Here is a 25,158-nt window from a genome sequence, read left to right as displayed (position 1 = left end):
ATATGAAAACGATAAAATCAAATATATTTCTGAACAGAAGATTATGGTTGGGTAGCGCCTGTCTCGCTGGCGCCCTAACCTTGACAGGTTGTTCTGAGAGTTTCCTGGAAGAACCTCTTCGTGGACAACAGACGATAGAAAACTACTATACTTCAGAGGAAGAGGTAGAACAACAAGTAACGGGTTGTTATCAGACCCTCGCCTTCGATGACTGGTGGCAGATCTACAAATTTTATGTCATGAACGATGTCGTTACCGACGATGAGTGGATGGGTAACACCACACAGGATCCAGGCGACTATAAGCCGCTGGCTTTTTATACGGGTAACACGGTAGAAGCTGGTAATGGTGTGCAGAATTTCTATCAGTATCGCTTTAAGGGTATTTTCCAGTGTAATGCCACTATTAACCGTTCTGCAGGAGTCATCTTCCAGGATGAAAATCTGAAAAACAGACTGATGGCTGAGGCTCGTTTCATCCGTGCTTTCGAATATTTCGAACTCGTGAGAAGTTTTGGTGGTATGCCTATTCTGACGACGATAACAATGCCGAGCGAAGCGGCTGGTATCGAGCGTGCTTCAACAGAAGATACCTATGCGTTTATCGAACAGGAACTGTTGGCTGCTATCCCTAATCTCCCACTCCGCTCAGAGCAGAGCAGTGCTGAGATCGGTCGTATCACCAAGGGAGCAGCTCAAGGTATGTTGGCAAAAGTATATTTGTATCAGGAAAAATACAAAGAGGCTGAAGCTCAATTACAAGAAGTGATTAATAGTAAGGAATATAAACTGCTGGATAACTTTGGTGATGTATGGAGCATGGATCACAACAACTCTGAGGAGAGTCTTTTCGAATATCAGACCAATAGTGATATCAGCTATAATCTGGGCGAACGTATCTCTGTCGTTGTAGGTAGCCGTGATGACTCAGGATGGAGCTGGGGACTTCCTACCAGCAATCTGGAGAAGGCTTTTGAGGAAGAAGGCGACTCGGTACGTAGATTATGGACGATATTGCACCATAACCAGACCTTTATTCCGAATGATGATACCTATAACGAGGATAATCCATATATCATTACACCAAGTAAGCATAAGAGCGCACGTGCCAACATGAAACTCTATATACCGCTGGCTAAGCGTCCTGATCCATACGATGCACCTCATATCCCACTGAACTATCGTATTCTGCGATATGCTGATGTTCTGTTGATGTATGCAGAAGTAGAGAACGCCTTAGGGAAAGATGCCGAGGCTCAGGATGCACTTAACCAGGTGCGTAAACGCGTAGGACTTAAAAATGTTACTTCTACCGGTACAGCACTTCGCGATGCTATCCGTAAGGAACGTCGTCTGGAACTCGCTCTGGAGGGTAACCGTCTTTTCGATTTGCGTCGCTGGACAGATGACAATGGCAAGAAGGCCATCTGCAATGTCATGGGTAGCAATGGTAGTTTTGTGAAGTATAATCTGGAACAGAGTACTGACGAATACGAGATAAGTAATCAGAAAGAAAGCTCTGATAAGGGGGCTAATTTCAAAGAAGGTAGAGATGAGCTCTATCCTATCCCTAATTCTGAGATTATTATGTCGAATGGTTCGTTAAAGCAAAATCCCGGATATAATTAATCTTAATTGGTATAACTGTGGGGGGAGCCAATAGTGTGGTCTCCCTCCACCAACTAAAGATAAGCTATGAAATCTGTTAAATCTACTAACATATGAAAAGAATACTACCTTCACTTTTTTTCGCTTCGCTCTGTATGGGAATCAGTGCACAGAGTAATACTAAGGTAACGATTAACCCTTCTAAAACTTATCAGACTATGCGCTCTTTTGGCGCCAGCGACTGTTGGACTGCTGAATATGTGGCGCAATATTTCAGTGATACCCAACGACAAAATGCGGCAAGATGGCTCTTTTCGTCTGAAGTGGATGCTCAAGGAAATCCCCTGGGTATTGCCCTATCACAATGGCGTGTAAACTTGGGTGCTGGCAGCAGTACTCAGGGTGCCAATAGTAATATCGATGACGAAACAAGACGCGCCGATTGTTATCTGGAATCTGACGGCCAAACCTATAATTGGAATCATTGTCCGGGGCAACAGTGGTTTATGAATCAGGCCAAGACGTATGGCGTAAATGACTTCCTGCTCTTTACTAATTCTCCACTGATCTATTACACCACAAACGGACTGGCGAATAATAAGAGTAATGCCGCTGGCTCTAATCTCGGTGCTGCCTATTATGATGACTTCTCGGAATACTTGGCGGAGTGTGTGAAGCACTTTACGGAAAAGGGGTATCCGATAACCTACATCGACCCCGTTAACGAACCGGCTTTCAACTGGACAGATGGTCAGGAAGGTACACCGTGGCAAAATGCAGAGGTAAGCAAGTTGGTACGTGAACTGGATAAATCGCTGACCTCACGTAATCTGTCTACACAGATCTTAATACCAGAAGCCAGCTCGTGGGACCGGCTTTATCAGCAGTGCTCAGACTATAACGGCAGAGCGAGCAACCAGATAGAAGCATTCTGGAATCCCGCTCATACCGATACGTATATCGGCGACGTCGCTCATTTGGCAAAAATCGCTGCCGGACATAGCTATTGGACTTTCCGTACCAACGACGATCTGCAAAATATCCGAAGCCAAGTGGCTACTAAAGCTGCAGAATATGGTCTTGAAACAGCACAGACAGAATGGAGCATGCTCGATGCAGAGCCCTCTACCGAAGCAGGGTTCCCGGCCAGTTATGATGCAGCCACATATATGGACATCGCGCTGTATATGGGTAAACTCATCTATAGCGATATTGTCTATGCCAACAATACTTCCTGGAGTTACTGGACTGCTATGGCGCAGGAAAAATGGAGCCAGAAAAACCGTTTTTATCTGCTTCGTCTGATTGATGCTGATGATACGGATGGTGGTGAGAGCTATGGCGATATCCGCAAGGGCGGTACGATAGAAGACAGTAAGAGTTTATGGGTATTGGGCAATTATAGTCGATTTATCCGTCCGGGGTATCAGCGTATCAATCTGGAGGCCAGCAATCTGGGAATCAACGGTTTGATGGGCACCGCCTATCTCTCACCCAACCAAGACCAGATGGTCTGTGTGTTTGTCAATATGGGCTATACCCGACGCAACCTCTCTTTTGATATCGACGGTTATAGCATAAGCCATATAGATACCTACACCACTTCAGAAACTCAGAATCTGGAACACGCTAGCTACGCTGCTGACGAGACTTTCAACGTGGCCAAAGGTACGGTTACTACGGTCGTATTATCCATCAGTCCTACCGCAGGAATAGAGCACTTGACGATAGCTGATGCCGACACCAAGCACACTGCAGACGATGCCGTATATACGATTACCGGACAGAAGACAGATACAAGTCTGCAATCGTTGCCAGCAGGCATATATATCAAACAAGGTAAAAAAATGATTATCCATTAACGATCACATCAATTATGCGTTTATCACATCTATTCATCATGTCGCTGATGACGATGACATCACAAGCACAGCAGACACGCATCTATCACATTGATACCGATAACCCACAACAACAAATCCTGCACTTTGGAGCTTCAGATGCCTGGAGTATGCAGTTTACAGGACTATGGCCACAAGCACAACAAGAGGAGATAGCAGACTGGCTCTTCTCTTCTGAAAACGATGCACAAGGACAACCACGAGGAATAGGATTGTCGATATGGCGCTTCAATTTAGGTGCTGGTAGCAGTGAACAGGGCGATTCTTCACAGATACAACCGGGTACTCGTACAGAATGCTTTCTACAGCAAGATGGTACGTACGACTGGAACAAGCAGTTAGGTCAGCGCAGATTTCTGAAGTTGGCGAAACAGCGTGGGGTGAAGCATTTTCTCGCATTCATGAATTCGTGCCCTGTATATTTCACCAAGAACGGACTGGCCACGAATACGGGGCGCGGGGGTACCATCAACCTGAAAGATGATAGCTACGATGCTGTGGCCCGTTTCGCAGCAACAGCGATGAAGGGTATCGAGGCACACGATTCGATTCACTTCGATTACCTCTGTCCGGTTAACGAACCGGATGGGCACTGGAACTGGACGGGACCCAAGCAAGAAGGGTCGCCGGCGACAAATCGCGAAGTAGCCCGACTGGCCAAAGCGATTTCCAAGGAATTCAAGAAACAGAAAATAACGACTCAGATTATGACCAACGAAAGCAGTGACTTACGCTGTCTTTTAGGTACCCACGAAACCGACTGGCAACGGGGCTATGAGGTGAGTGCGTTCTGGAACCCGGACAGCACGGCGACTTATCTGGGCAAAAGCTACGGTATACCGCGCGTGGTCATGGCTCACAGCTACTGGACCAATACCCCTATAAGCTATATGCGCCAAATACGCGAGGAACTTCGTGATACATTAAAAAAATATCAGGTAGACTATTGGCAGACCGAAACCTGTATCATGGGGAATGACGAGGAAATTGGTGGTGGCGGCTATTACGACTTCTCGATGCGTACAGGTCTCTATGTAGCCCGTATCATGCACCACGACTTGGTATACGGTCAGGCTAAAAGTTGGTCGTGGTGGCGCGCGATGGGAAGTGATTACAAAGACGGTCTTATCCGTGTATATAGTACCGATAACTGGAAAAGCGGTAAGGCTATACCAAGCAAACTGATGTGGTGCATAGGAAATTTCAGTCGATTTATTCGTCCTGGCGCTACACGATATCCGGTGACATTACTCGATGAGCATCGACAGATCGTTCAGGATGGCGAAACGGATCCGCGTGGTGTCATGGTTTCTGCATATCGCAACATAGACGGTTCATGGGTGATGGTGGCCATCAATTATAGCGAATCTGCTCAATCCTTCACCATTGATGGTATTCAGGGAAAACAAGTGTGGAAAGCATATCGCACGAGCGATGTAGAAGGTGAAAGTTTGAAACCGGTTGGCACCATCAGCCACAGCACCCGACTCGAACCGAAATCGATTACGACTTTTGTTGCGCAGTAAACAATCCGAAACGCTGTAACATCAAGAACGAAACAACAAAAATCATTCATCAACTAGAAATCATTAAGTAATAAGAGATAACGCTGTAATACAATTTATCATATGAAAAAAACTTTCGCAAAGATCGCTTTTTTGTCGTTAGCCCTTACCTTAGGCGCACCAACGATAAGTTATGGTGCAGACAAAGGGTCTTTTGATATTGGCCATAAAACCTTCTTACTAAACGGTAAACCATTTACGGTTAAGGCAGCCGAACTGCATTATCCTCGTATTCCTCGTCCTTACTGGGAACATCGCATCAAGATGTGTAAAGCCTTAGGTATGAATGCGATATGTATCTATGTTTTCTGGAATATCCACGAACAGAAAGAAGGTGAGTTCAACTTTACCGGTAATAACGATGTTGCCGAATTCTGTCGCTTGGCACAGAAGAACGGTATGTATGTGATTGTACGCCCTGGTCCTTACGTTTGTGCAGAATGGGAAATGGGAGGCTTACCATGGTGGCTTCTCAAGAAGAAAGATATTAAACTGCGCGAACGTGATCCTTATTTTATGGAGCGCGTTAAAATATTCGAAGATAAAGTGGCCGAACAGTTGGCTCCACTGACGATTCAGCGAGGTGGACCAATCATTATGGTACAGGTAGAAAACGAATATGGTTCTTATGGCATCGACAAACAGTATGTCGGTGAAATTCGTGATATGCTTCGTCAGGGATGGGGCAACGATGTTAAAATGTTCCAGTGTGACTGGTCGAGCAATTTTACCCATAACGGTCTGGACGATCTCATCTGGACGATGAACTTTGGTACAGGTGCCAATATCGATAACCAATTTAAGAAACTGAAAAGCCTTCGTCCCGATGCACCACTGATGTGTTCGGAATTTTGGAGTGGATGGTTTGATAAATGGGGAGCCCGACACGAGACACGTCCTGCCCAGGATATGGTCAACAATATCGATGAAATGCTGAGCAAAGGAATCAGTTTTTCTCTATATATGACACATGGAGGAACCTCTTTCGGCCATTGGGCAGGCGCCAACAGTCCAGGTTTCCAGCCAGATGTGACCTCTTACGATTATGATGCCCCGATCAATGAGTACGGACAGGCTACAGCAAAATATCAGTTACTGCGCAATACGCTCCAGAAGTATAGCGATAAACGACTACCCGCAGTACCCCAAGCCCCTGCTCCACTGATACGTGTACCCCTATTCCAGCTCCAGGAGTTTGCTCCTCTCGAAGCAGCGTATCAAGGTCAAACGCCGATAACCCACTCAGACGATCTGACCTTTGAGGCTCACGATTTAGGATGGGGCTATGCTGTATATCGCAATACGCTGCCAGAACTGCCTGCCGGTACTACACTTCATCTGAACGACATACATGATTACGGACAGATATGGATTGACAACCAGTATATCGGCAAAGTAGACCGTGTACGTAATGAGAAAAGTATCGAACTCCCTGCTGTGAAGGCCGGTAGTACACTGACGATTCTGGTAGAAGCCATGGGCCGTATCAACTTTGGTAGAGCCATTAAAGATTTCAAGGGTATCACGAACGATGTAACCATTACGACCCAACAGGGGAAGCATGAGATACAGTATACGCTTAAGGGATGGCAAAGTTCTTATATCGACGACAGCTACGAGACGGCTGTACGCGCCTTATCGGCTGCTCGTAAGCATACTGAAAAGGATACCCCTATCATGGGCAAGCGTGGCTACTATCGGGGTTATTTTAACCTGAAGAAGGTGGGTGATACGTTCCTTGATTTCGAAACATGGGGCAAGGGACAGGTATATGTCAACGGGCATGCCATGGGACGTATCTGGTCTATTGGTCCTCAGCAAACGCTCTATGTCCCAGGCTGTTGGCTCAAGAAAGGTCGTAACGAGGTTGTGGTGCTCGATATCACGGGTCCGCAAAAATCTCATGTCTGGGGACAGGATAAACCTGAACTTGATAAACTCAACTTGGAGAAGTCGAATAAGCATAATAACATAGGTGACCGTCCTGACCTCAATTCTCAAACACCTGTCTTACAAACTGAAGTAAAAGCTGGAAACGGTTGGCAGACACTTGCATTGCCTGGCACAGTGAAAGGTCGCTACCTTGCTATCCAGATAGAAAGTAATCAAGACGCCAATGCGCCAAGTGCTATTGCTGAAATCTATGTACAAGATGCTGCGGGTAAACGTATCGATCGGAATAACTGGGTAGCGAAATATGCAGACAGTGAACGCGGCAATCATACGCTGGATAAGATGTTTGACTTACAGGAATCGACATATTGGCAAACCGAAACGAGTGCCAGTTTCCCTCACCTCCTGGTTATCGACATGGGACAGGTACAGCAGGTATCGGCTTTGGAATATCTGCCAAGAGCAGAACAAGGAGCACCGGGGAGCATCAAGAAGTTTAAATTCTTTGTGTATTAAATCGTACTTCCACGATATTCGCTTATGAAGTCGACAAAGAGAGAGGATGAAGTCGACATAGCAGTGCTTTGAAAGACAATCGGGTACATATCAATGATATGTATCCGATGTTTTTTTTTTCTTGCTCAAGCTGATTTAATATCTTTGCGTCTTTGCGCTCTTTGCGAGAAATTCTTTTGTCCAAAGATACTTGCTCCTGCATTACTGCGATGAATTCGCCAATTACAGAGCTATTGATGTAAATTATCTCGCAAAGTACGCAAAGGCGCAAAGTTTTTTTTAGAGCGCGAAGAGTTTAAGAATATCTCTTATTTTCTAGATACAGACGGATCGATCTTAGTTTTATACCACACCACCATATCTTTGACTAACATAGTTGTAAATGGTATCTCGGTAGTAGTTTATACTTTCTTCGCTATAACTCTCTGGAAGTTCTTGCCACAAAACATCACGTATGGTAATAATAAGAGTAGCACGAGTCGTTGGCTTATCAAATGGATGATCCATACCAGCCAACTGTTCCTTTATTTTGGCAAGCAACTCTATGGCTACATCCTTCAGCTTCTTGACTTCTGTCTTTGACAGATTGTCTTTCAATAGGAGGTCGTAGAGCGAGAGCTCTTCATCACTCTTGAATCCTTCTCGTACATAACGCTTCTCTTCTTCGCTGAGAGATTGAGACAGATGCATCAACTCCTCGAAGGTCTTCTCTATCGTTGCGCGATTCTGCTCCTGGTTATACGCTTGAATAATCTCCTGATACTTTTCGTAAAAGTTAATTCTGGATGGATTCTCTGCTAATAGTCGAGCCAGACGTTCCTGAAGTAAGTCTTGAATGTCTCTTAGTACGAGATTCTTGTCTTCACGCTTGGCAAACTCTCTTCGCAATAAATCGAAGTCGATACCGCTGATGTCAAATCTACGTCCACCACCATCAGCAACCATCACAGCATTGGAATCTATTTCAAGATGCTCATTGACAATATCATTGATTGCTACACTCAGGTCTGTGATGTCCGCGTGCTTACGCTTTTTCTGCAATTCCTTGTAGATGGCTTCCAGAGCATCTTTCTTTTTGCGCATGTCTTCAGTTATATCTTCACGATCGAGATATTTCCAAAGTTTGAGCAAGGTAGTCGCAAATGTGCAGAACGACTTACGGGTTTCAATCTTATCACAAAGCTGGTTTGCTGCCTTCTTCAGAAGTGACAGTTTCTCAAATGACATTGCATCAATGAGTTCCTGCAATTCAAAACCTTTATCATGCAGAAATGTTTCCGCTGTCGCTATGATTTCCCAAACATTCTTTATCAGTTCTTCCTTGTTGACTGTCGGGTCGTTGCCGCCGTCTCCGCCGTCAGGATTAGCTGTATAGTCAGCCAGAGCTTGACGGAGTGCTTTCACAATACCTATATAGTCAATTACAAGACCATTCGACTTTCCTTCCGCCACACGGTTAGCACGGGCAATGGTCTGCATCAAGGTGTGCGCCTTCATGGGTTTATCAATATAAAGGCATGACAGCGTTTTTACGTCAAAACCAGTCAGCCACATGGCGCAGACAAAGACCACGCGCAGTTTGCCGTTGGCATCCTTGAACTCCTTATCCAGCTCCCTTTTCTCCATTTTCTCACGATGTGGAGTGATATCAAGTTGCCATTTCTTGAATGTCTGTATCTCGTTCTGCTCCTGCGATACAACAACTGCCATTTCGGTTTCTTCCATCCATTGCAGTTTACGCTTCATCTCCTGAACTTCCTGTTGACAAGGATCTTGCTCTATACGCTTGCGCAGAACTTTTATCTCTTTTTGCCAATACTCCTGCACGTAGTTATACATGCGGACGCAAGTCACCTTGTTGAAGCTTACCATCATAGCCTTACCGCTTGTCCACAAGTCGCTATAATGACGCACGAAGTCCTGTGCCACTACTCGCAGTCGTTTCTCGGCGGTCAACAGATGTACCTCCTGTGCAAACTCACGCTCCAGCTTAGCTTGCTGTGAAGGGTCCAAGTCCTCTTCATCTAATCTAGCGGCAATCTCTGCATTGATTTCCGGATTCTTCAACTCTTGAAGTTTCTCACCGCGATTCTCATAGTAGAGAGGAACCGTTGCCTTATCCTCTACGGCACGTTTGAAGTCATACACAGATACATACTGCCCGAAGGTACGAGTTGTGATATTATCGTCTCGCAACAAAGGCGTACCGGTGAAACCAATACGATTTGCTGTTGGCAACATGTGCATGAGGTTGTCGGCAAAAACACCATTCTGTGTACGGTGTGCTTCGTCACTCATCACGATGATGTCATGATCAGGATAGATTGGTTCGGCATCTGCCTTGTTGAACTTCTGTATCAGCGAAAAGATGAACGAAGGATTGCCGGTCAGCTTCTGCCGAAGATCATCACCGCTATGTGCAATGAACTGCTTGGCTTTCAATCCTCCCAACAGTCCGCAATTCTCGAAGGTGTCACTTATCTGTTTGTTCAACTCATCGCGATCGGTCAGCACCACAATCGTTGGTGAACCTTCAAACTTACGTCTGATCTTCTGAGCCAGGAATACCATCGAATAGCTCTTACCAGAGCCCTGGGTGTGCCAAAACACCCCCAGCTTACCCTTCATTTCCTCTCGATGGCGATACATCTCCACTGCTTGGTTTACACCCAGGTACTGATGGTTGCGTGCCAGAATCTTGACAGTTGAACCTCCACTGTGGTCGAAGAGAATGAAATTTTCAAGCAAATCCAGCAGATTCTCCTTTTTACAGATACCACGCAGCATTGTTGGCAGTTCGATATTACCATGATCCAACTCTGTCAATCGCTTCCACTCATGGAAGAACTCCCATTTTGCGCCCACTGTACCCACACGGCTTTCCATGCCATTGCTCAGCATAATCATGGCATTGTGGTGGAATAAATGCGGTATGGTATCAAGGTAGTCGCGATAGTTGTCGGTATAGGCATTCTGTATGTCCTGGTCATGATTCTTCAATTCGATGAAGATAAGCGGAAGACCATTCACGAAGCACACCACATCTGCTCTGCGCTTGTGGATAGGTCCCTTTATCCATAGTTCCCTGACGGCAATAAACTCGTTGTTATCCACATTGGCAAAGTCCATAACCTTGGCACGTACCAACTCCGTCTCGCCATTCGGTTTAAGGCGAGTAACAGGCACACCATCACGCACGTAACCATACTTTTCCTCGTTGATCTGCATCAGCGTCTGCGAGCTCATGTAGCTGGTCATGCGCTCGATGGCTTCTGTCAACTGCTTGTCGGTCATCCATGGATTCAGACGTTTCAAAGCCAAGCGAAGATGCCGTGTCAGTACGACCTCGCTCTGTGTCTTGCGTCCCAGCGTACCTTGTTCGCCAAGTACCTCATTGTCGAAAGCATACACAGACTTCCAGCCAAGCTCTTTTTCCAAGAGTTCGGCTGTTGATTTCTGTATTAGTTGATCCTCGCTATAGTCCTTTGCCATAATTATCCAAAATAATGATTTATGCCATTTGTTTCAGTTTCTTTTGAAGAAAGAACAATACCACGCCGCAATACGGAATCAATCTTGACTTTCCATCTTTTATATGCCTTGAACTGTATTTCTCAATATACTTTGAAAGAACAGCCTTGTTCCAAGGCTTTCCTCCATTATGTGCAATCAGTTCTTTTTTTACAGCTTCCCAAGTGTTCTTCCTATTCTCTTTAAGAATAGGGGTGTTGAGATTCAGAATATCGTTGATTTCCTTATTATATTGTTCGTTTGAAGAAACAATTTCCCCATCCATTTTATAAGACAGCGTTGCTATGAAATTTGCATCAAGTGGAGTAAACGAAATATCCTTACTACCCTTCAGTCGGTCACAATGTTCCTCGTTTCCAATATGACCAGGGCAACAAATCACCATATTAGAATAATCCAATTTCTTATCGTCATGATTTTCACGACTCTGTATATGTTCAACTCGATGATCTTCATCTGTAAGGACATAGTTTATACCATCTTTCTTATATAGTCTGTCCTTGTGAGGAATACGTCGCATACAATAGGCACAAATGTAGCCTTGCTCTTCTAAAAGGGCATCAACAAGTTCCGGGATTGAGTTATAATCAACCCCAGGAGTGCATCTATATTCCTGCCACTTTTTGGGTTCTGATTTCTTTTGAATAAGTATCATAATCAGTCTTCGTAAAAAGATAGAGTAGCGTCAATTTTAGACAGTTCAGGATTTGCATCACTTCCTGGTCGCTCCTGCATTTTTTCTAATGCAGATCTGGCATCAGAGTATTTTTCAGCATCAATCAATGATTCAATATTTTTTATTTCATTGTCAACAGCTAAATCGCGAGGGGGCTGGTCCATATAGACCTGCATGATGGTAGACGCATCCAAACCGTAAGTATTAAGTTCTTTGTGACTATATATGCCATCCTTGTATTCCAACTTATACACCACGTTCTCTGGAGTATTTTCTACAGATGACATTACCAATGGCGCATGAGTACTGACAATAAACTGAATCTTTGGGAACGTGTTGTGCAAAGCCTTTAGGATGCATACTTGGAGTGCAGGGTGCAGATGCTCGTCAATCTCGTCAATGATAGCAGTACCGTGAGTCTGTTTATATGCCTCGTCACCATACATTACTTTGTTCAGTAATGCACAGCGAAAGGCAAGGTCAATGACAATGCTGACGAGGCGGCGATAACCATCAGACAGAAGGTCTGAGCGAACCTCTCTGCCATCACAGAAAATGAAGTAAACTTCATTGTCGTTATCTCTAACCTCCATATCCTCTATAATACTGCATCCATCAGGACCCAATGCGCTAGCAACAGCCTTCCTTACACATTCTATTTCCTGTTCGCCCTTTTTAGCTTCTTTCAGCACCAGCAGACGTTTAAGCCAGCAATCCAGCAATCCCTTACAGTCGAAGTTTTCAAAGTATCCAAAAGAAGGTTTCTGTGGATATTTTTTAAAAGACCTTTTCTCTTTATCAAATTTTCGAATTGTATGAATATCCTCTGTAGTGAAGTAAGCAAATAGTGGTAAGGCATTTCGCTGTACAGCTGTACCGTCAATAATGGAATGAGAATTCTTTTGAAGAAGTGATGCATAATTTCTCAATGGGAGTAGTCCAGAGACTAGATTACGCGCATTCTTCTTAGATCTCTTCTCTATATATAATGCAGGATATCCAAATTCTCCTAAAAGAAGCTCATTGTCATAGAGGTGTTTTACAGAACCATCTGCCAATGTAATCTCAGGGCAATCTATTTCATCTAATTCGAATGCTATATTAATAGGCAATTCATCAGTTGCCACATCGTCATTCTTGATTTCTCTGAAATCGTCGTCCTCGGCACTTTTCCATTTTGTGTTCTCGTCACTGTATCCGCAAAAGAAAGCATTCATGACAAGGTTGCAAGCTCGTAGCAAAGAAGTCTTACCTACGGAATTATCACCGATAAGCAGATTTATGCCACGACGGAAATCTATCGATTTACTCTCGTAGCAGCGAAAATTGTTAATAGTAACTCTACGCATATCCTTATCTTTTTTTTGTTATTATTCGTTTTTATATTTCTATCTCGCCGCTCATCAGCTTTGGAAGCAAGCGGTCGCGAGCTTCGGTGAGGAGGCGAACTTGATTTCTGTATTAGTTGATCCTCGCTATAGTCTTTTGCCATAATGAAACTATACTTTTACCTCTTTATGAAGTTCACTTAATTCTTTTTGAAGCGAAAAATCGTTTTGAATAAGTCGCATTTCTCGAATCTTCATGAATTGATGATTCATTTGCAATTGTTTCAACTTTATCTCCAATTCTTTATGGTCATTAGTAGTTGTTTGTAATTTGTCTTGAATAACTTTGATTTCAAACTCCAAATTTCTGATAGCCACAGCATTGTAAAATGCTTCTATTCGATACAGTGAAAGATGTTCACTGCTAGTCATTCGACTGTTTTCTCGCATCACTCTTGTCAATAGTTTGGTAGACTGATTGCTTGACCTAATTGAAAAGAAGGTCAATATCGCAGAGGCGATAATGCTGAGGACTGCAATGGTAATTGTTATAAATTCGTAAGTACTCATATCTATTAGTTCTTTATACCGCAATTTCTCCGCTCATCAACTTGGGAAGCAAGCGGTCGCGAGCTTCGATGAGGAGACGGATTTGAGATTGGAGAGAAGATATTGAATCAAAATACTTAGAGATCTTTCCCTCAAAAGATTTGAGAATGCTTTCGATGGGAATACATAAACCCAACGAATTGATGTCTTTTGCATATACATGAGGCTGTGCTGCTCCCTTCTGCATATTATCTATTGTTGTCTTATTGTCTTTTAGGTAACAATATACAAAATGCAAAAATGGAGTTACAGATGCATCAACAAATGAACAATCTGATGCCCAAACTTTTTCGAAATACATCCTTGTAAAGCCTGCATTTGCGCCAGAACCACTTATGGTGATTACACGTTCAGCCGTATTTGATTTATTGCAATAATATGCAGGTTCAAGCCCACCAGCAACAACTGGAATATCACCGTCAATAACGTCTTTCTTGGTTATTGTCTTTCCACGCTTGAATTCAGCCAGCTGCCCCAACTGAGAGGGAGTCCACCCCTCAGGCACACCATCAACAATCTTGGTGTTTTCGTGACCGGGGAAGTGGAGGTCAACGAACCATTCCTTATAGAGTCGCTGCGCTGCTTCCTCCAATAGCTTTATCTGCTTTTGATAGTTCTCTATCAATGAGTCGTAGCGAGAAAGGATAGAGGCGATGCGGTGCTGAGTAGGTAGTTCTGGCAAGTCAATCTTCAAGTTTCTTATGGTTGGAAGGTTGACATGAGCTACTGTTGCTCCATTTGCAGTACTCAAGAGATTATATTGCTGTTTAGGGGCTAAAAGGAAATAGGTTAGGAATGCTGGATTAACCTTTTCTTGATTAGGCCTAATAAGTACAGTCCTTTGCCCAAGACAAACCTTTTCTCCTTTTTGAATCAATGCGACATTGCCAGCCGTGGCCTCACGGGCAAAGATTAAATCATTCTCTTGCGGAATGGCACGGGCATTCCTTTTGTTGTAAACATCCTCACAAACACGATGCATTCCATCATAGACCAGTCTTCCCTTACCAATGTTGGGAGTACGAACTAATGGGAACCCTTTACCTTCATCGTTAGCTGTTGTATGAGGACAATCAACAATGAGTTCACAGACTTCATTCAACAAAAACTCACTCATACCTCATCCTCCTTTCTTTCATTTCCCCATTTAGCTTTTGCAACTTCAAGGGACTTTTGTATCTGTTGCATGAGAACATCGCGCGGAGGCAGTTCAGTCATAGACTGAGAATCAGGAAAAAGGGTTGCGAACTGCATATGACGATACAAGCTTTTCACATCAAAGCCTTTGTGTCCGTAGATATTCTGTAATTGTCGTTCGGTTGACATTATTGGTTTTATCTCGTTTGCCATGATTTACTTCGTGTTAAGAGTTTCCCATTCCTTCATGATCTCACTCATCAGCACGTTGGCTTCTTTGTTGAGAGAGGCGAGTTCTGTATGGATTTCATTCATACGCTCATGGAAGTCAACGCCATCGTCCTCGACTTCGGCAACACCCACGTATGCACCGGGGGTAAGGCTATAGTTCTTCTCACTGATTTTATCGATGGTTGCAATTTTGCAAAGACCAAGCACATCCTGATATTCGCCTTCAAGACCGAACTTTGAAGTGAGCCAAATGGCTTCGTTTACCATATCCTTGGCTTCAAGAGTAACAGCAAGTTCCGCCTCATTGGAGGCAATGATAGCTTTCAGTTCATCCTTCTCCTTTTTCCCTTTTGTCTTTTTGAGGGCACCTTGTTGGTCTTTGATATATTTTTTGTACATCGCCTCCTCGGAGTTGAGCACACCAAGGGCTTTCTCGAAAGTCATGTCACGATCTTGCCAAGCTACGCTATCATGTCTTTCGGCATGTTCGCTAAGTGCATTCCAATACTCATTGATAAGTGCCTTATACTTGTCCTGCTCACCACGATAGAGGTGTACAATAGCTTGCAGGTTTTTCAACTGCCACTCTGACCACTCATTAAGAGTACGGTCAACAACGGTATAATAGTTGCGGGCATCGATGAAAAGTACACGATTCTTATTCTCTAAACGCTTTGCCTTGTCAAAGAACCACAGCGAGCAAGGGAGCGAGAGGGTATAGAAAAAGTTGTTGCCCACACTTACCATAACATCCACATCGCCTGTTAAAACAAGTTTTTCACGGATGTCACGATCCTTGTTGGCACTATCTGTTGCCGATGATGCCATCACGAATCCTGCACGACCATGGTCGTTGAGGTAGGCATAGAAATATGAAATCCAGAGATAGTTGGCATTACTAATCTCTTTTGTCTTAGCATTAACACCAGGCAAGCCGAATGGCAGACGACCAGCAGCAGATGCGGACTCAGCTTTCACTTTATCAACATTGAATGGAGGATTCGCCATCACGTAGTCACACTTTCCTGCAAGGTTGTGTGCATCATGATAGAAAGAGTTGGCCTCATCACCAGAGACAATCCTACCATTCAAACCGTGTACTGCCATGTTCATCAGACAGAGTTGGGCATTGTATTCCACCTTTTCCTGACCGTAGAAGGTCATCTGTGTATTGGCATTCATACCACCAGCATTCACAAAGTCGCCAGTTTGAACGAACATACCTCCCGAGCCACAAGCAGGATCAAGCATTACACCCTGTTCTGGCTCCAGTACATTTACGAGCATCTTTACCAAAGACTTAGGAGTGAAGAACACGCCATCGTCTGATGCTACAGCCTTAGCAAACTTGCTGAGGAAGTACTCATAAATACGACCTATAACATCGCCACCGATTTCGTCGAGTGTCTTGTTATTAAAGATACGAAGGAGTTCACGCAACAGTTCATCGCTGAACATAGTGTATGATTTAGGCAGAATACCTGTCAACTGTTCGCTTTGTTCTTCGACCAGAGTCATAGCGCGATTGACAGCTTCGCCCAAAGGTTGGTCATCCGACAGATTTACCAGATAGTCAAACTGAGCCTCACGAGGAAGGTAGAGCGCACTTTTAGCCGCAAAGTCACTTGGTTCAACAGGCATTACGCGACCACCACGGCTTGGACGATTCTTCAGCAATTCTGCTTCAACCATCTTGAAGCGACTATAGGCGTATCTTAGAAACAGTAATGCCAATACCGGCATACAGTATTGGCTCGATGTCAGTTTACTCCCTGCACGAAGCAAGTCTGCCGACTCCCAAAGGTCAGCTTCCAGTTTGCGAATATTTATCTTTTCAGTCATTTGCTTCAATTATAAAGGTTATTCATTGCTTACAAGGTCGCTCATTTTAACCTGTAGGATTTCTGCAATCTTTTTGATTGTCTCTAATGAAGGCTGTGCTTTGTTGGTACACCACTTACTAATAGTTGCAGGGTCTTTTCCCATTTGCTCTGCTAACCATTTTGCTGTTTTGTGCTGTTCAACAAGCACCACTTTCAATCTGTTGAGGTCTTTTTTTGCCATTATACAAAATTTAATGCAGCTAAAATACTAATTTTTCATGTAAAACGTGCAAGAATAAGCAAAAATATGACAAAATGCAGCCATTTTCTTTGCTTTTTAGTTCAATTGAGGCTAAGCGTGTAAGCAATTCACTATATTCATCCCACAATCACCAATATGGTGCATTATCTAAAATCGTTTTCAGAAATGTTACTATTTTGTTACCCAATTTACAGACTTTGCGTCTTTGCGCTCTTTGCGAGAAATTCTTTTTCCCAAAGATACTTGCTCCTGCATAACTGTCACGAATAAGCAAGCTACAGAGCTGTTGATGTAAATTATCTCGCAAAGAGCGCAAAGACGCAAAGTTTTTTTAGTGCGCGAAGAGTTCAAAAATATCTCTTATTTTGTAGAGACATATGGATTGATCAGATAAACTTCATATTCTTACAGACTTTGCGTCTTTGCGCTCTTTGCGAGAAATTCTTTTTCACAAAGATACTTGCTCCTGCATAACTGTCACGAATAAGCAAGCTACAGAGCTGTTGATGTAAATTATCTCGCAAAGAGAGCAAAGACGCAAAGCTGTTTTAGGATGCGAAGAGTTTAAGAATATCTCTTATTTTCTGGATACAGACGGAGAGATTTTTTAGAGGCTTCATACTCTTTAATATCTTTGCGTACTTTGCGAGAAATTCTTTTTCCCAAAGATAAATGTTCAGCGAACAAATTTACTCCCTCATTACCCCCTCATTACTCCCTCACGAGGGAATCGGAAAGAAGGATAACCCTCTCGACATATTGTTATTGGGAAAATGCAGAGAGTATTTGAGTTTTATGGGAAGGTGAGAGTTTCAGAGTGCCTGCATATTTCCCTTCTATAAATTATTTTTTAAGTGCATAAAATTTATATTTAAAAACATACAAGCTAAGACATAATACTACGATTACTTACAATTAAATAACAAATGCAGGATTCACATTAATAACGCAACTCCTTCCTGAAGACTGTGATATCCTGAGGCGGACTATCATCCGTTCCATCGCAATAGAGGGCATCATCGGACACATGGCTACTCATCCCATCCATTCCGTTGAAGCTGGTATCATTCTTATTGCAGACGGTTGTGACATGACAAAAGGACGTGCCCGCATTCCTTTGGAAATACCATCAAAACCGACTGAAAGCGATATCCACAAGTATTCTGCAAACTCTATCGAAAAGGTTAAAATAGGGCGAGGAAATGAAACGGTATATGTAATGTCAAGTTTAAATACTGATCCTATTCTCTAACCCAATAATATTCAAAAGACAGTTCTTTTCAAGCTCTTTTGTTTACTGGCTGCAAACCTGCTCCTTGTATTCCAACATCAACTCGTCAGCCAGATACTCATCACTGCGGCAATGCATGTCGGCCACACCCTCACTGATGAGTTTATACGTGTCAGAATCATAGAAGAAAGCCAAGGCATCCTCAAGCGACAAGCCTGATTCCTTTGCAAAGATAGCCACTATCCTTGCATATTTCATCTGAAGTATCGTCTTGTTGGCTTCCATAGTTAAATCCTTTCAGCTTTAATGAAATGAAGATGACGGTCAAGCATCAGTCCGTTCAGAATGCACAACTGGTGGTTCGGCTTCTCGTATTTCAATCTGCCTAACGCTTCGTCCTTGGAAATGACTCCCGCGAAATAGAGGTCAACGGTATTAAAAACCTTGTCGTTTGCTACGCCGCCAGCCACGGCATCATACGTCTGCTGCGGCTTCTCTCCCTTCCTGCAAATGGCCACATAGTCGAGCAATGGCTGTCAGATAGAACCCCTTTCCGAAGTCCAACTTGTCGCGTGAATGCAGCACGTCGGGCTTTTCAATTATCGAGGTCGATGCGTGATAGAGTCTCATGCCAGCGCTCCCCTTTCTTTTAACACTTCAGTCAATTCCTCTACAAGATAGTCCTTGCTGAACGTGTGCAACACGTCATAGCAGGGCACAATATAGTCGTTCAGTACTCCCGACGACCGCAGCGCACCATACACCTGCGACGCACTCTTATTAAGCGCATCCGACAGGCTGCCAACACAGAAGGTGATAAAGTCTAAATGCTCCGTTCTCATACTTCATATACTTTTGGGTTCAAAGTTACAAAACTTTTTCTATATAGCATCCTTTTAGTTTGAATTTCTGTGTATTATCTCCCAAAAAGACCGCCACAATGGACGGTCTGTAAGATATAATAATATGGAGAAAAAAAGGCGGGAAAGGCTACGGGTAGAAACAAATCCTATTTTATCATTTCTTTCATATTCTATAAAGTCATAATCAGTTCTTCTGCATGCACTTCTATCTTGAACTTAGGTTCTCATAAGGGAAATCGTAAAGAGTAAGGCCCTCATTATAGGCCTTTGATGGCGGTCTTTATCTGCGCCATGTTACTGCGAGAAACGGGGAGTGATTCGTGGCTGTGCTTGATGATGGCAGCAAGAAAGCTTCGTGGACATTTGAAGCGGTTTATTGAACTAATGCCACAGCGTGAGGACGACTATTACGAGTGGGGTGTTAATAACCCAATTACAAGTTGGGCTGCACCTACCTACATCCTTCGCCCAGAAGTGGATCTGATTGTCAGCGAGGAAGTAGGTCACGACTTCATCTGTCAGCATCAGTGCCAGGTCACCATCATGCCTGATGGAGAAATGTGGCTTCGTCCCTACAGGTGGAACCTGCATCGATGCGAATCAGTATCAAGGTGAGAATAGGCCAATTAGAGTGTTGAGACTGGAAATTAGAAACAAAGAATGAAACGACTTTGTCGCTCAGTGGTTCGGCATCTACGAGTCGTTACTTTGCATATTCATTAGTTTCGGACTGCTCTGGCTGTTTCGTGAGTACGGCAATTGGAACAGTAAGTTCTGGCAGTGGTGTGCCGCTCGGGCTTACGGAGCCTACATCGTCCATCTATTACTGGCTGGAGGCATTAGCTGTATCAATGATTTCACCTGGCTACAATGTATCTCATCCCTCATTCCCGCCATTATCGCATGGTGCTACTGGCCGGGAGTAAAAGAAAGTGCAAAAATGTGTTAAATCCGTGTTTAAGTATTCATTTCTCTTGACTCGTCCCTAAGGGCATGCCTTATCTTTGCAGTCGCTTAGCAAATACATCGCGCGATTATGAATTTAAAAAAGAAATTAAAAATCGGAGAGTTCTCACAGTTGATGAAGGTAACAGTTAAAACCCTGCGTCATTATGAGCAGAAGGGACTACTTGTGCCTGACGAGGTGGACGAGTGGACGGGCTATCGCTATTACAGCATCGACCAGATGCAACGGCTTAAGACCATACGTGACCTACAACATCTCGGTTTCTCGCTGGATGAGATTAAGGACCTGTGCGATTCATATTCTCACACTCCAACCATCCGACAGCTTACTGAGAAAATAAAGGAAACAGAGGCTGAGCTGAAACTACTGATTGCCCGTCGTAACCAACTGCTCGACTGGAGGAACGTTCGCAAAGAAATGAAGACAATGGAAAAGATTAGTATTCAATCTCTGCCCGAAATCATCGTGGCAAGTCATCGTGAAGTAATTCCTAACTACGCCGCTATCAGCCCTATGTGTGTCGAGAAGATTGGTCCTGAAATGCAACGTTTAGGATGCAAGTGTCCGCCACCAGGTTACTGCTTCACTATGGAGCACAACAAGGAGTACACCCCCACCGATATCGACATAGAGTATTGCGAACAAGTTGAGGAAATGGGTACAGATAGTTCCATCATCCAGTTCAAACGTCTGCCTGCTATCCCCAAGGTGCTCTGTATGAAGCATGTTGGTCCTTACGAACATTTCTACGAATCTTTCACCGAGCTATTTCGCTATATGGAAGAAAATGGTTATAAAGCAACTGGCCAGCATCGTATCTGTTACATCGATGGTGCCTGGAACCAAGACGACCCAGAGAAATGGCTCTCTGTCATTCAGATACCAATCGAATAATAAATGACTTTTTTAATTTCAATGATAAATGAAAACATTAGTATTAAACACATTAGGTAATGACTATACAGAGCAGATAAAGGCTCTGATTAAAGATAAAGAGATTGAGATCGTCGATACCTCGGGCATGAAGATTGCGCATTGCATGGGCTGTAACCAATGCTGGCTGAAGATGCCTGGCATCTGTGCCATAAAAGACGATTACGAAGAGATTATCAAGAAACTGGTAGAGACAGAAAACCTGTGGATCGTATCCGATACGCGTTTCGGATTTCTGGATTATAAAGGCAAGCGGCTGATGGATCGTATTATGCCCATGATGAACATGACAATAGTTTTACGCGATGGCAGGATGCGTCATGAGGAGCGTTACCATCCACTCAACATCGGACTCCTATACAAAGGCGATGCCGATCAGGCGATAATGGAAGATTGGTGCAAGCGTACGGCAGCAAAAATAGGTGGACATTCACTTGGCGCTATAGCTCTCGGCATTAATGCGAAACAATCCGTTGGTGAAAGGGAAGCAATGCCTGTCATTACTGGCCGAGCAAAGCATGTCTTCATCATCAACGGCAGTCCACGTGTGGCAAAGTTCAGCAATACGGACAAGATTATTCATTCGTTTGTCAAAGGGTTGGAAGAAGCAGGCAGCACTTGGGAACTTCACAATCTATCCAGCCGCAAGGAATGGGAAACAGCACGTGAAGCCTTCCTTACAAACAAGCACATACTCATTGCTTTCCCGCTCTATGTGGAGTGCATGCCCAGTATGATGCTGGAATTTCTTGAAACGCTGCCATCAGAGCGCAAGCAGCCTGCCCTGTTGTCTTTCCTCCTTCATGGAGGCATGGAAGAAGGTAATGAGTTCCGTTTCTGTGAGCGTATCTTGCAAGAGCTGCCCGCACAATTCGGTTGCAGCTATGGCGGCACGCTGATTCATGGCGGTAGTTTTGGCATCCGAACCAGAGAGGATGCTGTAAAAGCCAAGATTGTTGCTCCTTACGAAAAGATGGGACGGCTGTTTGCGCAGAACGGCAACTTCCTCATCCCAGAAGCAAAGAAGTTCACAGGCCCAGAGCAATACCCTTGGCTGGTACGTAAGATGGTGAGCCTGCTATTCCTGAAGAAGGTCAATAAGGGCTTTGAAGACTTCGCCAAGAGTTGGGGATGTACTCGTCCGCTGGATGATAAACCGTATAATTAAAAATGAACGCAGTAATATACATACACGGCAAAGGCGGTAGTGCAACAGAAAGTGAGCACTACAAGCCGCTGTTTCCTGACAACGAAGTGATAGGTTTGGATTATCAAACGTTCACTCCTTGGGAAACAGGCAAGGAGATACGCATAGCCGTAGAAGTGCCACTTGTCATCCTTTGTCAACGCTGTCCACAAGATGGCAAAATAGTAAGAGTTTCAATTTGGTAACATCCAAATAATCAGAGCGTTTATTGAAGAAAACTTAGCTTTTGCTGAAAATAATTGTAACCTCAAAGGGCTTATTGTAATTTTGTTGTGTCATGAGATAACTTACCTATCATGAGGGAAATGTACAATCTAACATAACAAATACGCTTATGAAAAAATTCAGTAAGGTCGTCAGTGCATGTATTCTGATGTTAACCTTTTTCCAAAACACTAAGGCTGAAACAACGTTTCCGTTTCTAACCTTTTTAACCCAAAATGGTAATTCTACCACCATGTCAGTCACATCTTTATCCATGACAGTGTCAGGGTCTACGCTCTCTGTCACGAATGCAGAAGAAACAAAATCGTTTCAACTTGCTGACTTAGTCAAGATGTATTTTTCCAATTCATCTACGGGTATCAGCGACATTAGCTCGGATACGGAGTCACAGAAAGTAGATGTGTATACCATGAACGGTATTCATGTCGGTCAATTTGCATCGCAGACAGAGGCGATGAAAGCTCTCACCAAAGGAATTTATGTTATCAAGTCGAACAAGAAATCTATTCAAGTTGCTGTACAATGAAAAGAATAATATGCGTTATATCCCTGCTTTTGCTGGTATTAAATCTTTCAGCCCAGACTCTTCATGTAGTCGTCGGCAATACCACCTATATGTTTCCGGCAACTCAGGCTGGTGAAATGAATTATACCGATGGTAGTACACTTACGATTGTCGACAAGTCATTTACGCTGGCTGATGTCAGTCGTATTTATGTAGACGACAGTGAAGTGACAGATAATACGGTTCAGGTGTCTTATTCTGGTTCTTCGGCTTCGGTCAAGGTGTCAGGAAATATTGCCAAATATATTGTTCCTACGATAAGCGGCGCCCATGTCAAACTGGTTCAGAGTGAGGAGGTTGACGATAATGTGGGTGAAATCACCTATAATCTTACCGGTACATCTACCGACGGCGAGTTTTATATGGAGGGCAGTTATAAAGCTACTATCGAACTCGATGGTATTACGCTTACCAATGTTACCCCCGTATATTCCGGTGCAGCTGTTCATATTCAGAATGGTAAGCGTATCAACGTGAAGGTGATTACGGGTACCGAAAATACACTTGTCGATGCAGCCAGCGGTTCGCAGAAGGGTGCTCTTTATATTAAGGGGCATGCGGAGTTTAAACAGAAGGGTACGCTTAATGTAACGGGTAATCTGAAACATGCCATTAAGACGGGCGAATACTTCTCTTTGAAAAATGCAACGATAAATGTTCTTGGTGCTGCTGGCGGCGATGGTATCAACTGTGCCCAGTATTTCCTTATGGAGAGTGGTTCTCTTCATATCAATAATCCGAATGATGATGGCATTCAGGTAGATCTTGATGGGGATACTTCTTCTGGTGAGACGACAGATCATGAAGATGAGGATAGCGGTAATGCTTATATCAATGGCGGAACGATTACAGTGAATTCTTCTGCCTGTGGTTCATGGGACAGTGACGATAACGAAGCCAAAGGTACATCTTGTCTGAATGCTGATGGCGATATTACGATAACCAGCGGCACTGTTACGATGAAAGCAACGGGTTCCGGCGGTCGCGGTATCAAGTGTGATGGTATCTTCACGACCACTGGCGGTACTGTAGATGTCACTACCACCGGTGCGCTCTATTATAATAATGGTACTACTGAAAACAAGGCTTATACGGGTAATACGGATAATATCAGTTCTGATTATTACTGTGCTGCCAAGGGTATCAAGGCCGGTGACAGTGATACCTCTACCGGTGGAATCGTTATCAGTGGTGGCACCATCAATGTTACCACGTCCGGCTATAATGCTGAGGGTATCGAGAGCAAGAATACCATAGAGGTAAATGGTGGTTATGTTACTGTCAATTCTTATGATGATGGTATCAATTCATCGCAAGATATGACGTTTAATGGGGGATATGTCTATGCACGCTCTACCAATAATGACGGTATAGACGCTAATGGTAATCTGTATATTAAGGGCGGACTAATCTTTGCCAACGGTAGTTCTTCTCCAGAACTGGCTGTCGATGCCAACTCTGAGTCGCAAAAGAAAGTATATCTTACTGGTGGTACCCTTGTTGCTATCGGCGGACTTGAGTCGGGTGCCAGTTTGAGTCAGAGTTGTTACTCTACTTCTTCATGGAGCAAGAACACTTGGTATGCCATGACTTATGGTTCTACAACTTTCGCCTTTAAGACTCCTTCTAGTGGTGGTACTACGATGGTTGTATCGGCCTCCTCTACCCCAACCCTCAAGTCGGGTGTAACCGTATCTGGCGGTACTGAAATATTTGGCGGTACAGGAGTACTCGATGCATCGGTTTCTGGCGGTTCTACCGTATCCCTTTCCACCTATAGCAGTAACGGTCAGAGTGGTTTTGGCGGTAATACCGGTAGAGGCCCAAAAGGATGGTAATAAATATTCTGAGTACTTATGGCATTACGCCATCAAGTAACTCAGAATTTTTTTTTCTCTCTCGTTGAAAGTCAAATATAAATAAAAGAAGTGTTTGTGTTAGTTCTATTTACTAAAGTATGTCTAATTGCTTTTTTACAAATGCAAAGTTAAACAAATTGCCAAGATATTGCAACATAAACAAGCAAAATGATACAAGAAATATTACATAACTTACAATATGTAATTATTGCCGTTTGTATTTTATAAA

The 25,158-nt window shown here is 43.7% G+C and carries 21 protein-coding genes and 1 pseudogene; 11 read left to right on the top strand and 11 right to left on the bottom strand.

Translation table 11 applies throughout. The features are described 5' to 3' along the window. Positions 1-2 precede the first annotated feature (2 nt). The 4 genes from L6469_RS12665 to L6469_RS12650 all read left to right on the top strand — a co-directional run bounded on the left by L6469_RS12665 (position 3) and on the right by L6469_RS12650 (position 7,482). Entirely contained in the window at positions 3-1,628 is a 1,626-nt protein-coding gene (locus tag L6469_RS12665) for a RagB/SusD family nutrient uptake outer membrane protein (protein WP_006281854.1), read from the top strand. A gap of 92 nt (positions 1,629-1,720) precedes the next feature. After that, on the top strand, positions 1,721-3,469 hold the full coding sequence (locus L6469_RS12660) for a glycoside hydrolase (RefSeq protein WP_006281855.1): 1,749 nt from the start codon (positions 1,721-1,723) through the stop codon (positions 3,467-3,469). A gap of 14 nt (positions 3,470-3,483) precedes the next feature. Beyond that, positions 3,484-5,034 (top strand): glycoside hydrolase, encoded by a 1,551-nt coding sequence (locus L6469_RS12655; RefSeq protein WP_006281856.1) that lies wholly within the window; start codon positions 3,484-3,486, stop codon positions 5,032-5,034. Positions 5,035-5,136: 102 nt separating this feature from the next. Next, entirely contained in the window at positions 5,137-7,482 is a 2,346-nt protein-coding gene (locus tag L6469_RS12650; RefSeq protein ID WP_006281857.1) for a beta-galactosidase, read from the top strand. A gap of 342 nt (positions 7,483-7,824) precedes the next feature. On the opposite strand, the gene L6469_RS12645 is transcribed toward L6469_RS12650, so the two are convergent. The 8 genes from L6469_RS12645 to L6469_RS12610 form a co-directional block, all read right to left on the bottom strand. Continuing rightward, the gene (locus tag L6469_RS12645; protein ID WP_074803367.1) at positions 7,825-10,974 is read right to left on the bottom strand and encodes a type I restriction endonuclease subunit R; all 3,150 of its coding nucleotides are present in this window, start codon (positions 10,972-10,974) and stop codon (positions 7,825-7,827) included. Positions 10,975-10,993: 19 nt separating this feature from the next. Continuing rightward, the gene (locus tag L6469_RS12640) at positions 10,994-11,668 is read right to left on the bottom strand and encodes a hypothetical protein (RefSeq protein ID WP_074803364.1); all 675 of its coding nucleotides are present in this window, start codon (positions 11,666-11,668) and stop codon (positions 10,994-10,996) included. A 2-nt stretch (positions 11,669-11,670) separates the two neighbouring features. Continuing rightward, positions 11,671-13,038 carry an AAA family ATPase gene (locus L6469_RS12635; RefSeq protein WP_074803361.1) on the bottom strand — a complete coding sequence of 456 codons (1,368 nt, stop codon included), beginning with the start codon at positions 13,036-13,038 and terminating at the stop codon, positions 11,671-11,673. Positions 13,039-13,188: 150 nt separating this feature from the next. Beyond that, positions 13,189-13,587: a hypothetical protein gene (locus L6469_RS12630; RefSeq protein ID WP_074803358.1), complete on the bottom strand. Its 399-nt coding sequence runs from the start codon at positions 13,585-13,587 to the stop codon at positions 13,189-13,191. A gap of 13 nt (positions 13,588-13,600) precedes the next feature. Next, on the bottom strand, positions 13,601-14,743 hold the full coding sequence (locus tag L6469_RS12625) for a restriction endonuclease subunit S (RefSeq protein ID WP_074803355.1): 1,143 nt from the start codon (positions 14,741-14,743) through the stop codon (positions 13,601-13,603). Further along, on the bottom strand, positions 14,740-14,976 hold the full coding sequence (locus L6469_RS12620) for a hypothetical protein (RefSeq protein WP_074803352.1): 237 nt from the start codon (positions 14,974-14,976) through the stop codon (positions 14,740-14,742). The genes L6469_RS12625 and L6469_RS12620 overlap by 4 nt, the downstream gene beginning before the upstream one ends. Before the next feature lie 3 nt (positions 14,977-14,979). Beyond that, positions 14,980-16,836: a type I restriction-modification system subunit M gene (locus tag L6469_RS12615; RefSeq protein ID WP_074803349.1), complete on the bottom strand. Its 1,857-nt coding sequence runs from the start codon at positions 16,834-16,836 to the stop codon at positions 14,980-14,982. A gap of 18 nt (positions 16,837-16,854) precedes the next feature. Then, a complete protein-coding gene (locus L6469_RS12610) occupies positions 16,855-17,058 on the bottom strand; it encodes a helix-turn-helix transcriptional regulator (protein WP_074549051.1) in 204 nt (67 codons plus the stop codon). A 1,048-nt stretch (positions 17,059-18,106) separates the two neighbouring features. Here L6469_RS12610 and L6469_RS12605 point away from each other — a divergent pair. Next, complete coding sequence (locus tag L6469_RS12605) at positions 18,107-18,331, top strand: hypothetical protein (protein WP_074803347.1); 225 nt, start codon at positions 18,107-18,109, stop codon at positions 18,329-18,331. Between the two features lie 42 nt (positions 18,332-18,373). On the opposite strand, the gene L6469_RS12600 is transcribed toward L6469_RS12605, so the two are convergent. From L6469_RS12600 to L6469_RS12590, 3 genes and pseudogenes are all read right to left on the bottom strand, one after another. Then, positions 18,374-18,595: a DUF3791 domain-containing protein gene (locus L6469_RS12600; RefSeq protein WP_027454058.1), complete on the bottom strand. Its 222-nt coding sequence runs from the start codon at positions 18,593-18,595 to the stop codon at positions 18,374-18,376. Positions 18,596-18,597: 2 nt separating this feature from the next. Beyond that, positions 18,598-18,940 (bottom strand): annotated as a pseudogene (locus L6469_RS12595) (DUF3990 domain-containing protein). Beyond that, positions 18,937-19,152 (bottom strand): DUF3791 domain-containing protein, encoded by a 216-nt coding sequence (locus tag L6469_RS12590; protein WP_027454057.1) that lies wholly within the window; start codon positions 19,150-19,152, stop codon positions 18,937-18,939. The pseudogene L6469_RS12595 and the gene L6469_RS12590 overlap by 4 nt, the downstream one beginning before the upstream one ends. A gap of 312 nt (positions 19,153-19,464) precedes the next feature. On the opposite strand from L6469_RS12590, the gene L6469_RS12585 reads away from it, so the two are divergent. The 6 genes from L6469_RS12585 (at position 19,465) to L6469_RS12560 (ending at position 24,908) form a co-directional block, all read left to right on the top strand. Next, complete coding sequence (locus L6469_RS12585; protein WP_143067227.1) at positions 19,465-19,788, top strand: hypothetical protein; 324 nt, start codon at positions 19,465-19,467, stop codon at positions 19,786-19,788. 421 nt (positions 19,789-20,209) lie between these two features. After that, on the top strand, positions 20,210-21,034 hold the full coding sequence (locus L6469_RS12580) for a MerR family transcriptional regulator (RefSeq protein ID WP_006281935.1): 825 nt from the start codon (positions 20,210-20,212) through the stop codon (positions 21,032-21,034). Positions 21,035-21,062: 28 nt separating this feature from the next. After that, entirely contained in the window at positions 21,063-22,241 is a 1,179-nt protein-coding gene (locus tag L6469_RS12575; protein WP_006281936.1) for an NAD(P)H-dependent oxidoreductase, read from the top strand. 2 nt (positions 22,242-22,243) lie between these two features. Next, positions 22,244-22,465 carry a hypothetical protein gene (locus L6469_RS12570; protein ID WP_006281937.1) on the top strand — a complete coding sequence of 74 codons (222 nt, stop codon included), beginning with the start codon at positions 22,244-22,246 and terminating at the stop codon, positions 22,463-22,465. A 149-nt stretch (positions 22,466-22,614) separates the two neighbouring features. Further along, positions 22,615-23,031, top strand: a complete 417-nt coding sequence (locus L6469_RS12565) for a hypothetical protein (RefSeq protein ID WP_143067226.1) — start codon at positions 22,615-22,617, stop codon at positions 23,029-23,031. Then, on the top strand, positions 23,028-24,908 hold the full coding sequence (locus L6469_RS12560; RefSeq protein ID WP_081456320.1) for a carbohydrate-binding domain-containing protein: 1,881 nt from the start codon (positions 23,028-23,030) through the stop codon (positions 24,906-24,908). Before L6469_RS12565 ends, L6469_RS12560 begins: the two co-directional genes overlap by 4 nt. Positions 24,909-25,158: the final 250 nt, after the last annotated feature.

The organism is Segatella baroniae B14, from assembly GCF_022024235.1.
In the GTDB taxonomy this organism is placed as follows: domain Bacteria; phylum Bacteroidota; class Bacteroidia; order Bacteroidales; family Bacteroidaceae; genus Prevotella; species Prevotella bryantii.
The sequence above is the reverse complement of the archived record's forward strand: the minus strand, read 5'-3'. Positions and strand labels throughout refer to the sequence as shown.